This is a genomic window from Streptomyces sp. NPDC097129 (assembly GCF_055668065.1).
This window is the reverse complement of the sequence record NZ_JBVOQE010000004.1, coordinates 143,170-155,212: the sequence shown is the minus strand read 5'-3', so window position 1 is coordinate 155,212 and position 12,043 is coordinate 143,170. Positions and strand designations below refer to the sequence as shown.

7 protein-coding genes are annotated in these 12,043 nt (G+C 69.5%); all 7 read right to left on the bottom strand.

The window, feature by feature from the left end:
- Positions 1-16 precede the first annotated feature (16 nt).
- The 7 genes from AC0B9F_RS14510 to AC0B9F_RS14480 all read right to left on the bottom strand — a co-directional run bounded on the left by AC0B9F_RS14510 (position 17) and on the right by AC0B9F_RS14480 (position 12,041).
- The gene (locus AC0B9F_RS14510; protein ID WP_472002398.1) at positions 17-1,162 is read right to left on the bottom strand and encodes an ABC transporter ATP-binding protein; all 1,146 of its coding nucleotides are present in this window, start codon (positions 1,160-1,162) and stop codon (positions 17-19) included.
- Positions 1,155-2,213 carry an ABC transporter ATP-binding protein gene (locus tag AC0B9F_RS14505; protein ID WP_472002396.1) on the bottom strand — a complete coding sequence of 353 codons (1,059 nt, stop codon included), beginning with the start codon at positions 2,211-2,213 and terminating at the stop codon, positions 1,155-1,157. Before AC0B9F_RS14505 ends, AC0B9F_RS14510 begins: the two co-directional genes overlap by 8 nt.
- A gap of 11 nt (positions 2,214-2,224) precedes the next feature.
- Positions 2,225-3,160 carry an ABC transporter permease gene (locus AC0B9F_RS14500; protein ID WP_472002394.1) on the bottom strand — a complete coding sequence of 312 codons (936 nt, stop codon included), beginning with the start codon at positions 3,158-3,160 and terminating at the stop codon, positions 2,225-2,227.
- Entirely contained in the window at positions 3,153-4,085 is a 933-nt protein-coding gene (locus AC0B9F_RS14495; protein ID WP_472002392.1) for an ABC transporter permease, read from the bottom strand. Before AC0B9F_RS14495 ends, AC0B9F_RS14500 begins: the two co-directional genes overlap by 8 nt.
- Before the next feature lie 165 nt (positions 4,086-4,250).
- A complete protein-coding gene (locus AC0B9F_RS14490) occupies positions 4,251-5,870 on the bottom strand; it encodes a peptide ABC transporter substrate-binding protein (protein ID WP_472002390.1) in 1,620 nt (539 codons plus the stop codon).
- A gap of 615 nt (positions 5,871-6,485) precedes the next feature.
- Positions 6,486-8,393, bottom strand: a complete 1,908-nt coding sequence (gene typA / locus AC0B9F_RS14485) for a translational GTPase TypA (RefSeq protein ID WP_472002388.1) — start codon at positions 8,391-8,393, stop codon at positions 6,486-6,488.
- 1,452 nt (positions 8,394-9,845) lie between these two features.
- A complete protein-coding gene (locus AC0B9F_RS14480; RefSeq protein ID WP_472002386.1) occupies positions 9,846-12,041 on the bottom strand; it encodes an ABC transporter family substrate-binding protein in 2,196 nt (731 codons plus the stop codon).
- Positions 12,042-12,043: the final 2 nt, after the last annotated feature.

Here is a 12,043-nt window from a genome sequence, read left to right as displayed (position 1 = left end):
GCTGAGCCGCCGCAGGCTACGCGTGGACGACGTCCTTCTCCTCCGCGAAGTGACAAGCCGACTCATGAGCCGCCGGAGTGTCCTCGCCCTTGAACCGCTCGGGGATCGCGAGCAGCGGGACCTCCTGCGCGCACTTGTCCTGCGCCTTCCAGCACCGGGTGCGGAAGCGGCACCCCGACGGCGGGTTGGCCGGCGAGGGCACATCACCGGTGAGGATGATCCGCTCGCGGTGCTCGCGGGCGTCCGGGTCGGGGACCGGGACGGCGGAGAGCAGCGCCTGGGTGTAGGGGTGGGTCGGGTGGTCGTAGATCTGCTCGTCCGTGCCGATCTCGGCGATCTTGCCGAGGTACATCACGCCGACGCGGTCCGAGATGTGCCGGACGATCGACAGGTCGTGCGCGATGAAGATGTAGGACAGGTTGAACTCGTCCTGCAGTCGCTCCATCAGGTTGATGACCTGCGCCTGGACGGACACGTCCAGCGCGGAGACCGGCTCGTCGCAGATGATGATCTCGGGGTTGAGGGCCAGGCCGCGGGCGATGCCGATGCGCTGGCGCTGGCCGCCGGAGAACTGGTGCGGGTAGCGGTTGATGTACTCCGGGTTCAGACCGACGACGTCCAGCAGCTCCTGCACCTTGCGGCGCCGGTCGCCCTTCGGGGCCACCTCGGGGTGGATGTCGAAGGGCTCGCCGATGATGTCGCCGACCGTCATACGCGGGTTGAGCGAGGTGTACGGGTCCTGGAACACCATCTGGATGTTGCGGCGGACCGCCTTCAGCGCGCGCCCGGACAGCTTGGTGATGTCCTGGCCCTTGTAGAAGATCTCGCCGGCCGTCACCCGCTCCAGGTTCATCAGGAGCTTGGCGACGGTGGACTTGCCGCAGCCGGACTCGCCCACGATGCCCAGCGTCTCGCCCTGGTACAGGTCGAAGGAGACACCGTCGACGGCCTTGACCGCGCCGATGTGCTTCTTGAACAGGACGCCCTGGGTCAGCGGGAAGTGCTTCTTCAGGTCACGCACCTGGAGGATCGGCTCACCGCGCGACACGGGCGCCTCGATCGCGGCGACCGCCTCCTCCTCGGAGTGGGCGTCGACGAGGTCCACGTCGGAGACGTTCGGCGTGGCGTCGGGCTGCTCGTCGTTCTTGCTGAGCTCAGCCATGGAGCGTCTCCTTCCAGAAGTGGCAGGCCGAGCCGCGGCCCGGCAGGTCCGTGCCGTCCTGCTCGGTGACCGGCACCAGCGCCGGGACCTGCTCGCGGCAGATGTCCTGGGCCTTGGGGCAGCGCGGGTTGAAGGCGCAACCGGTCGGAATCCGCAGCAGGTTGGGCGGCAGACCCTTGATCGCGTACAGCTCCTGGCCCTTCTGGTCCAGGCGCGGGATGGAGTCCAGCAGACCCCGGGTGTAGGGGTGCGCCGGGCGCTTGTACAGCTCGTGGACCGGGGCGCACTCCACGATCCGGCCCGCGTACATCACCGCGATCTTGTCCGCGACGTCCGCGACGACGCCGAGGTCGTGGGTGATGAGGATCAGGCCCATGTTGTACTCGCGCTGGAGCTCCGCGAGCAGGTCCATGACCTGGGCCTGGACGGTCACGTCGAGGGCCGTGGTCGGCTCGTCGGCGATGATCAGGTCCGGCTCCAGCGCCAGCGCCATGGCGATCATGATGCGCTGGCGCATACCGCCGGAGAACTGGTGCGGGTAGTCGTTGACGCGGGCCGCCGCGGCCGGGATCTTGACCTTGTCCATCAGCTCGATGGACTTGGCCTTGGCGTCCTTCTTCGACAGACCCTGGTGGATGCGGAACATCTCACCGAGCTGGTAGCCGACGGTCAGCACCGGGTTCAGCGAGCTGAGCGCGTCCTGGAAGATCATCGCGATGCGCCGGCCGCGGATCTGCCGGCGGTCCTCGCCGGACATCTTCAGCATGTCCTGGCCGCGGAAGAGGATCTCGCCCTGCGGGATCTTCGCCGGCGGCATGTCGAGGATGCCCATGATGGCCTGCGCGGTGACCGACTTGCCGGAGCCGGACTCGCCGAGCACGGCGAGGGTCTCGCCCGCGGAGACGCTGTAGTTGACGCCGTTGACGGCCTTGACCACGCCCTCGCGGGTGTGGAACTCGACGTGCAGGTCCCGCACTTCGAGCAGCGGGCCGCCGTCGGCCCCTTCGCCGCGCGGCGAGGGCACGGAAGTGGTGTCTTCGATGATGGTCACGTACGCCTCCCTCAGCGCGACTTCGGATCGAGGGCGTTGCGGACGGCCTCACCGAGCATGATGAACGCCAGCACCGTGATGCTGAGCATGATCGACGGGTAGAGCATGATGTACTGCGCGACGCGGATCTGGTTGCCGCCGTCGGAGATGTCGTTGCCCCACGAGACGCCGTTCAGGCCCAGGCCCAGGAACGACAGCGTCGCCTCGGCGCCGATGTAGACACCCAGCGAGATGGTGGCGACGACGATCACCGGCGCCACCGCGTTGGGCAGCACGTGGCGGAACAGGATCCGGGTGGTGGACGCGCCGAGCGCCTTGGCCGCCTGGACGTAGTCCGTCGCCTTGACGGTGATCACCGAGCCGCGCATGACACGCGCCGTCTGCGTCCAGCCCAGGAAGGCCAGGGCGGTGATGACGACGGGGATGTTGCGCTCCGTGAAGGAGTTCAGCATCACCATCGCGCCGAGCAGGAACGGGATGCCGAAGAACATGTCCGTGATCCGGGACAGCACGGCGTCCAGCCAGCCGCCGAAGTAGCCGGCGAGCATGCCGACCAGACCGCCGAAGACGGTGACGACGAGCGTGGTGCCCGCGCCGACGAGCAGCGAGGCGCGGGTGCCGTAGATGGCACGGGCGTACACGCTGCGGCCCTGGGCGTCGTAGCCCAGCCAGTCCTCGGCGAAGACCTTGCCGTAGTGCGGGTGCTGGAGGTAGTGGGTCGCCAGGTCCTTGTTGTTCGGGTCGGCGCCCGTGAACAGGCTGGGCCAGGCCGCCATCACCAGCAGCAGCAGGATGAGCACCGCCGAGACGATGAACACCCAGTTGGTGCGCAGGTCCCGCCAGGCGTCGCCCCACAGGCTGCGCGTCTTCTCCGGCTTGCCCGCCGGGGCGCCGCCGGAGGCGACGGCGACGACGGGCTCGTCTGCGGTCTTGGTCAGCTCAGGCATAACGGATCCTCGGGTCCAGAACCGCGTACAGCAGGTCGACGATCAGGCTGGTCACGAGGTACACGAGGACGAGGATGGTGACCAGGCCGACCAGCGTGGTGCCCTCACGGCGGGTGATCGAGTCGGCGATGGTGCCGCCGACGCCGTGGATGTTGAAGATGGACTCGGTCACGACGGCGCCGCCCATCAGGGCACCGAGGTCGGTGCCGAGGAAGGTGACGACCGGGATGAGCGAGTTGCGCATCAGATGCACACCGACGATACGGCGGCGGGGCAGGCCCTTGGCCACGGCGGTGCGGATGTAGTCCGCGCGCAGGTTCTCCGCGATCGAGGTGCGGGTCAGTCTCGCCACATAGGCCAGTGAGGCGCTGGCGAGCACGATGGCCGGCAGCAGCAGCTGACTGAGGTTCGTGTCGTCGTTGACCGCCGGTTCCAGCCAGCCGAGCTGGAAGGCGAACACCGTCTGGAGGATGTAGCCCAGGACGAAGACGGGGACCGAGATCAGCAGCAGCGTCACGACGAGGATGACGGTGTCGGCCGCCTTGCCGGCACGCATGCCGGAGACGACGCCGAGCACGACGCCGAGGATCGCCTCGATGACGAACGCCAGGCCGGACAGGCGCAGCGTCACGGGGAAGGCCTCACCCAGGATTTCGGTGACCGGACGCCCGCTGGCGATCTGGTTGCCGAAGTCGAAGTGCAGGATGATGCCCTTCATGTAGTCCCAGTACTGCAGCAGGACGGGCTTGTCGAGGCCGTACTCGTGCCGCAGCGCCCGAAGGACCGCTGGGCTCGTGCCCTTGTCACCGAAGAGCCCCCGCACGGGATCGCCGGGCAGGGCGTAGACCATCAGGAAAATCAGCAGGGTTGTCCCGATGAAGACCGGGATCATCTGGAGCAGTCGTCGTGCGACATAGCGCCCCATGGTGCCTCCATGTCAGTCACAGCGGCAGGCCCTTTCCACCGCACACGAACGGCTCCCCCGAGCGTTGTCCGTGCGTGTGCGGTGAAAAGGGCCCCCCGGCCTGTTGTCGGCCGACGCCGTGCCGCACCCCGCCGGGTGCGGCACGGCAACGCTGTTCGCCAGCGGTTACTTCGTGACCTGAACGCCGGTCAGGATCGGGTCACCGTCCTGGGCGTACTTGACGCCGGTGACCTTCTCCGAGTAGCCCGCGTTGACCTTGTAGTACCAGAGCGGGATGCTCGGCATGTACTTCGGCAGAACCTTCTCGATCTGCTGGTAGAGAGCCTGCGACTCCTCCAGCGTCTTCGCCGCGTCGGCCTTGGCGATCAGGTCGTCGATTTCCTTGCTCTTGAAACCGCCCTGGTTGCCGTCGGCCTTGGAGTCGAACAGGTCGCGGATGAAGTTCGAGATGAACGGGTAGTCGAGCACCCAGCCGGAGCGGTACAGCGACTTGACCTGCTTGGCGTCACGCGCGTTGGTGTCCGCCTGGAAGTCCGGCTTGGAGTCGCCGGTGCACTGCACGCCCGTGGCCTTGGTGATGGAGCCGCAGACGGCCTCCACCCACTCCTTGTGACCGCCGTCCGCGTTGAACTGGATGGAGATCTTGTTGCCCGGGACGCCGCCGCCGGCCTTGATGAGCTGCTTGGCCTTGGCGGGGTCGAACTTGGTGATGTCGCCCGCGGCGTTCGGCGTGTAGCCGAGGACGCCCTTGGCGACCCAGCCGGTGGCCGGCTCACGGGTGCCCTGGAGGACGGTCTTGGTGATGGTGTCCCGGTCGATCGCCATCGACAGACCCTGCAGGACGCGCGGGTCGATGTTCTTCCACTGCGGGGAGTAGTACGCCACCGCGATGGTCTGGATGGCGGAGTACGCCTGGTCCACGGCACGGTCGCCGAGGTCCGCCTTGTACACCGGCAGGTCACGCGGGGCGACCTGGCGCATCACGTCGAGGTTGCCGGACTTCAGGTCCTGGTAGGCGGTCTCGAGCTTGGCGTAGTTCTTGAAGAGCACCCCGCCGTTCTTGGCGGCGTTCGGGCCCTTGTAGCCGTCGAACTTGGCGACCTCGATCAGCTTCTTGTGGTCCCACTTGACGAACTTGTAGGGGCCGTTGCCGATCGGGTGCTCGCCGGCGGCCTTCGGGTCCTTGTAGAAGGACTCGGGCAGCGGGTCGAAGACCTCGTAGCCGAGCTTGTACACGAAGTACGGGATCGGCTTGGACAGCGTGATGGTGAAGGTGTTGTCGTCGACGACCTTCAGACCGGACATCTCGGTGGCCTTGGCCTTGCCGCTGTCCGGGGCGACGTCGGCGTAGCCCTGGATGTCGGCGAACCACGCGCTGTTGGTCTGCTTGTTGGCCGGATTGGCCGCCCAGTTCCACGCCTTGACGTAGGACGTGGCGGTCACCGGGGTGCCGTCGTGGAAGGTCCAGCCCGGCTTCAGCTTGACCGTGAAGGTCTTGTTGTCCTTGGTGTCGATCGACTGCGCATTGACATTGACGATCTTGCCGCTGCTGTCGTAGTCGACGAGCCCGGAGAACAGCGACTTGATGACGATGCTGCCGTTGGACTCCATGGTGTTGGCCGGCTGCAGAGGGTTCTGCGGCTCGCCCACCTCGACCGAGAACTTGCCGTTCGGGTCGATGGCGGCCTTGCTGTCGCCCTTGCCGCTGCCACCACCACAGGCGGTCGCGCCCAGCGCCACAACCGCGGCTATCGCGACCCACTTGGCGCTCTTCGCACCGCGCATGGGTTCCTCCTTATGAGTCCTTTGGTTCACCGCATAGGGGGGCACGCGTCACACCACCGTCATCGACGGCGCAGATGGTGAGGTGTCCCCCCGCTCGTGAGTCGGCGCCGCAGCTGGCGTGACCCGGGATCCGAGCTCTACGCGCCTAACTATCTGCCATGGGCCACCGGCCGAACCACACCCACAAGGTCTCGGTTCGATCACACCTGCCGTCTACTTCTTCCAAAATCCGGACAAACAGTTTGCAGATAGATCGCAGCGAAACGGACTTGTTACACATCTATCGGTGATCACTGTCCGGATTCCGGACGCACGGGTGGGAAAAAGCACTTGCGGCTACTGTGGCCGCCGTGCAGGGCACTTCGCGCTGCCCGGAAGAGTGTCGGCCGCCACACGAACGGCGAAGGCCCACCGGGGAATTGAGCGCATGACAGGACGCCTCCACCCGCGCAGCAGACTAGTAGAAATCGGCCACCCCGTGCGGCTTAGGGCCCAGGATGCAGGGTTTTCCCTACCCTCTGGCGGATTCCCCCACCACGCACGGTATGGGCACGGCAACGCAGACGAGCCGGGCCCCCGCTGAACGCGGGGACCCGGCTCGTCGCTGTCGGTGTGTCAGCCGTGCTTGGCGCGGCTCGCGGCGCGGGCGCGCTCGCGGGCGTCCAGGTTCACCTTGCGGATGCGGACGGCCTCCGGGGTCACCTCGACGCACTCGTCGTCGCGGCAGAACTCCAGGGACTGCTCCAGCGACAGCTTGCGCGGCGGCACGATCGCCTCGAACGAGTCGGCCGAGGAGGAGCGCATGTTGGTGAGCTTCTTCTCCTTGGTGATGTTGACGTCCATGTCGTCGGAGCGGGAGTTCTCACCGACGATCATGCCCTCGTACACCTCGGTGCCCGGCTCCACGAACAGCACGCCGCGCTCCTGCAGGTTCGTCATCGCGAAGGCGGTGACGGCACCGGCGCGGTCGGCGACCAGCGAGCCGTTGTTGCGGGTCGTCAGGTTGCCGAACCAGGGCTCGAAGCCCTCGTGGATGGAGTGGCCGATTCCCGTGCCGCGGGTCTGGGTCAGGAACTCGGTACGGAAGCCGATGAGACCGCGGGAGGGGACGACGAACTCCATGCGGACCCAGCCGGAGCCGTGGTTGGACATGTTGTCCATCCGGCCCTTGCGGACGCCCATGAGCTGGGTGACGGCGCCCATGTGCTCCTCGGGCACGTCGATCGTCATGCGCTCGACGGGCTCGTACGTCTTGCCGTCGACCTCCTTGGTGACGACCTGCGGCTTGCCGACGGTCAGCTCGTAGCCCTCGCGGCGCATCTGCTCGACCAGGATGGCGAGCGCCAGCTCACCACGGCCCTGGACCTCCCAGGCGTCCGGGCGCTCGGTGTCCAGCACCCGCAGCGAGACGTTACCGATCAGCTCGCGGTCCAGGCGGTCCTTGACCTGGCGGGCGGTGACCTTGCGGTCCTTCACGGCCGCCTTGGCGTCGGCGCCCTTGCCGGTGCCGCCGCGCCCGACCAGCGGCGAGGTGTTCGTGCCGATCGTCATCGAGATCGCCGGCTCGTCGACCGTGATCAGCGGCAGCGCGACCGGGTTCTCCGGGTCGGCCAGGGTCTCGCCGATCATGATGTCCGGGATACCGGCGACCGCACAGATGTCACCCGGGCCGGCCTTCTCGGCGGGCTTGCGGGTGAGCGCCTCGGTCATCATCAGCTCGCTGATGCGGACGTTGCTGATCGAACCGTCACGCTTGATCCAGGCGACCGTCTGGCCCTTGCGCAGCTCGCCCTGCTCGACGCGGAGCAGCGCGATACGGCCGAGGAAGTTGTCGGCGTCGAGGTTGGTGACGTGGGCCTGGAGCGGCGCGTCCTCGTCGTACGCCGGGGCCGGGATGTGCTCCAGGATGGTGGAGAAGAACGGCTCCAGGCTGTCGCTGTCGGCCGGGACCGTGCCGTTGTCCGGCTTGGTCAGCGAGGCGATGCCGTCACGGCCGCAGGCGTAGACGATCGGGAACTCGATCTGCTCCTCGTCCGCGTCCAGGTCCAGGAAGAGGTCGTAGGTCTCGTTGACGACCTCGTCGATCCGGGAGTCCGGGCGGTCCGTCTTGTTGATGCACAGGATGACGGGCAGGCGCTGCTGGAGCGCCTTGCGCAGCACGAAGCGGGTCTGCGGGAGCGGGCCCTCGGAGGCGTCCACCAGCAGCACGACACCGTCGACCATCGACAGACCGCGCTCGACCTCGCCGCCGAAGTCGGCGTGGCCGGGGGTGTCGATGATGTTGATCGTGATCGGGTCCCCGCCGTCCTTCGGGTGGTACTTCACCGCCGTGTTCTTGGCGAGGATCGTGATGCCCTTCTCACGCTCCAGGTCGTTCGAGTCCATCATGCGGTCGTCGACGCCCTCGAGCTGGTGGGCGGCGAAGGCGCCGGCCTGCTTCAGCATGCCGTCGACGATGGTGGTCTTGCCGTGGTCGACGTGGGCGACGATGGCGACATTGCGGATGTCGTGGCGCGTGGCCATATTGCGGCGATCTCCCGGAGTGTGAGGACGGCCCTGCTGCGCGGGCCCTGCCGGGCTGAACATGCCACGGCCTCACCCCATGGTACGGGGCCAGCGCGGAGGAGGCGCCTTGGCCCACATCCGCCCAGCTCAGCGCTCCGCGGGGGGCTGTTTTGGGGGTCGGCTGGGCCGAGGATGCGGTGGGCTCCGCCCGGGTGAGGTGGGCTCCGCCCGGGGTGCGGTGGGCTCCGCCCGGGTGAGGTGGGCTCCGCCCGGGGTGCGGTGGGCTCCGCCCGGGGTGAGGTGGGCTCCGCCCGGGTGCGGTGGGCTCCGCCCGGGTGCGGTGGGCTCCGCCCGGGTGCGGTGGGCTCCGCCCGGGTGCGGTGGGCTCCGCCCAGGTGCGGTGGGCTCCGCCCGGGTGCGGTCGGAATTGGTGCCGTCTCTCTGGGGCTCCGCCCCAGACCCCGCCAGGGGCTCTGCCCCTGGACCCCGGGGGGTTTCCCACCCACCCGCCCGACTCGCTTGGCCAAGAGCGCCCGCCACGGGGCTCCGCCCCGGACCCCGCCGGGGACGGCACCCCCGGAGACGCTGGGAGGCGGAGACAGGCGCGTCCCGGAGTCGCCGGGGGCCGGTGGCAACTCCCCGGCGCCGGAAGTCGCCGGGGAGCGGTGGCAACTCCGTCCGCCCGGAGTCGTCAGAAGGCCGGTGGCAATCCGTCCCCCGGGACTCACCAGGAGACCGGAGGCCACTCCGCCCGCCAGGAGTCGCCACGCGGCCGGAGGCGATCCGCCCGCCGGGAGTCGTCAGGCGACCGGTGGCCACTCCGGCCCCCGGGACTCACCAGGCGGCCGGAAGTGGCTCCCCGGCGGCGCGGGTCCGTGACGGGCGGCGCGGCCCCGGCGGGAGTACCAGGAGGACGACCAGCCTCACCTTGGCGCCAGGCGGACTCGGCGCACAGCTCCACACACCGAGCCAGGCCGGAGGCCGGACCGCCCCGGCGCGCCACGCCACCCGGCGTGGGATCGAGGGCGCAGCCCAGGACGCCTCGGCAGGCACGGCTCCCGGAATCCGGGCGGAGCCCCCGTGCCCGGTGCGCCACGCCACCTGGCGTTGGGATCGGGGGCCGCAGCCCCAGCACGCCTCGGCAGGCACCGCTCCCGGAATCCGGGCGGAGCCCCCGTGCTGGGTGCGCTACGCCACCGGCGTGGGATCGAGGGCGCAGCCCCACGACACCCCGGCAGGCACCGCTCCCGGAATCCAGGGCCGAGCCCCCATACCCGGTGCGCCACGCCACCCGGCGTGGGATCGGGGGCCGTAGCCGCACGACACCCCCGCAGGCACTACTCCCGGAACCCGGGGCGGAGCCCCCAAACCCGGGCGCCACGCCACCCGGCGTGGGATCGGGGACGCAGCCCCCCGACACCCCGGCAGGCACTGCTTCCCGAGTTCAGGGCGCAGCCCCCTGCCGGCCGCCTACGACGACGGGCTCGCCGAAGGCTTTTCGCCCTTTTTCAGGTAGCCCATGTCCTCGTACACCGGCGTCTGGAAGCCGAAGGCTCCCGTGTTGGCGAGGGATTTCCGGGTGGCGACCAGTTGCGGGCGCTGGAAGAGGGGAATCGATCCTGCAGCGGCCCAGATGCGGGAGTCAGCCTTGCGGATCAGGTCCCGTTCCTCGTCCTGGTCCAGCGTCGCGAGCGCCTGGTCGAAGAGCTGGTCGACCTGGTCCGTGCCGACCCGCGTGTAGTTCTGCTCCACGGTCAGCGAGCCGTCGGCGGCCGGCACCGGCTTCGCGTAGATCGGGCGGGCGTCCGTCGCCGGGAAGGCCGAGGCCGGCCAGGAGTACAGGGCGAGGTCGTACTGACCGGCCGCGATGTGGTCCTTGAAGTAGCTCTCGTCCGGCACCTTCGTGATGTCGGTCCGGATACCGACCTTCGCCAGCATCGCGGAGATCCGGTCCGCCACCTGCCGCAGGGTCTGCGAGCCCGCTCCGGAGGGCAGCACGAAGCGGAGCGTGAGCGGCTTGCCGTCCTTCGCCAGCATCTGCGACCCCGTCCCCGCCGGCGCCGCCGTCCCCTTCGGCGCGTACGCCCCCGGCGCCCCGCCCTGCCGCAGCTGCCACTCGGCGAGCGGCCGGCCGTCCTGCGCGAGGTGCCGTCCGCCGTCCTCGCCGTGCCCGGGCTGCCACCCCGCCTTGTCGTCCTGGCCGACGATGTACGTCCCGTCGTCGCCGCCACCGGAGCCGTCCCCGCCGGACGTGCCGTGGCCCTTCTTCTCCTTCTCCTTCTCCGCGCCGGCCGCCTTCTCCCCCTTCTTCTGCTCGTCCACCGGCCCGCCCGGCACCCACCCCGCGTCCGCGAGCAGCGCCTGCGCCTCCGCGGTGTCCTGGCCGCCGAGCGCCCCGCTGCTGTCGGCGTACGCCGGCTGCCCGGACAGCGCCAGATGGCTGCCCACCGGCACCGCCGGCAGCCCCAGCGGCTTCAGCACCAGCTTGGCCAGCTGCTTCCGGTCCAGCGCCCGCGCCACCGCCCGCCGCACCCGCTCGTCCGCCAGCGGCCCCTCGGAGCCGTTGAGCGCGAGCTGCGTGTACGCCGCCTCGAAGGACTTGCGCACCTCGAAGCCGCGCAGCTCCTCCTTCTCCTTCTGTTCCTTGGCGACCGCCTTGGTCAGCTTCTCCCAGGCCCGCAGCTCCTCGTCGCCGGGCTCGGCGTCGGCGCCGTGCTGCGCCGCCCAGGTGCGCAGCGCCTTGACCGCCGTACGGCCGCCGGGTCCCTGGAGCGGGCCGGCCGCGCCCCCGGTACTGCCGGTGACGCGCTGGGCGTCGGACGGGTCGATCTCCGCCATGTCGAGACTGCCGGCGGCGAGCGCCTGCGCCCGCTTGTCGCGCGGCACGGCCTGCAGCACGATCTCGGTCAGCTTGGCCGGGTGCCCCCACCAGCGCGGGTTGCGGGTGAGGACGACGTCCTTGGCCTTGGTGTCGACCGTCTGCACCTTGAACGGCCCGGCGCTGACCTTCAGCTTGCGCCGCGCCCCGTCGTTGAACGCGTCCGGCGTCCCCATGACGTCCTTCGGGTACAGCGGCGAGAACAGCGACTGCCAGTCGGCGTACGGCTTGGCGAAGGTGACCTTGACCTCGAGGTCGTTCGCACCGCGCTCGATCTTCTCGATGCGGTCGTACCCGGCGTTGCGGGCGGTCCAGTAGGCGGCGTCCTTGCCGGACAGGGCGCGCCACTGCGCGGCGAAGTCGGCGGCGCCGATCTCCCGGCCGTCGCTCCACACGGCCTGCTGGTTCAGCTTGTACAGCACGACCTGCTTGGGTTCGGTCTCGACGACTTTCGCGGACTCCAGGTAGTCGGCGTTGCGCTGCGGCCGTCCCTGCGCGTCCAGCCGGTACATCGACGGCAGCACGGCCTGCGCGACCCGCGTGGTGGTGGCGTCGGCGTCGGACTGGAAGGTGTTCAGCGTCTCGGGCACCGCGTCCACGGCCCAGCGCAGCGTGCCGCCGTCGGAGATCTGGGCGCGGGCGGCCCGGGCGATGTCCTGCCCGGCGAGGGGCTTGCCGGCCTTGTCCTCGGAACTGCAGCCGGTGAGCACGGTCACCGCGAGCGCGCCCGCGGTGAGGAAGGCGACCGAGCGCATGACGGCGCGCGGTCCGACGACGTCGTGGGACATCT

Bases quoted from the DNA above. Each gene is read 5' to 3' on its own strand.
- AC0B9F_RS14500 (WP_472002394.1), bottom strand. From the start codon at position 3,160: ATGCCTGAGCTGACCAAGACCGCAGACGAGCCCGTCGTCGCCGTCGCC.
- AC0B9F_RS14490 (WP_472002390.1), bottom strand. From the start codon at position 5,870: ATGCGCGGTGCGAAGAGCGCCAAGTGGGTCGCGATAGCCGCGGTTGTG.
- AC0B9F_RS14480 (WP_472002386.1), bottom strand. From the start codon at position 12,041: ATGTCCCACGACGTCGTCGGACCGCGCGCCGTCATGCGCTCGGTCGCC.
- AC0B9F_RS14510 (WP_472002398.1), bottom strand. From the start codon at position 1,162: ATGGCTGAGCTCAGCAAGAACGACGAGCAGCCCGACGCCACGCCGAAC.
- typA (WP_472002388.1), bottom strand. From the start codon at position 8,393: ATGGCCACGCGCCACGACATCCGCAATGTCGCCATCGTCGCCCACGTC.
- AC0B9F_RS14495 (WP_472002392.1), bottom strand. From the start codon at position 4,085: ATGGGGCGCTATGTCGCACGACGACTGCTCCAGATGATCCCGGTCTTC.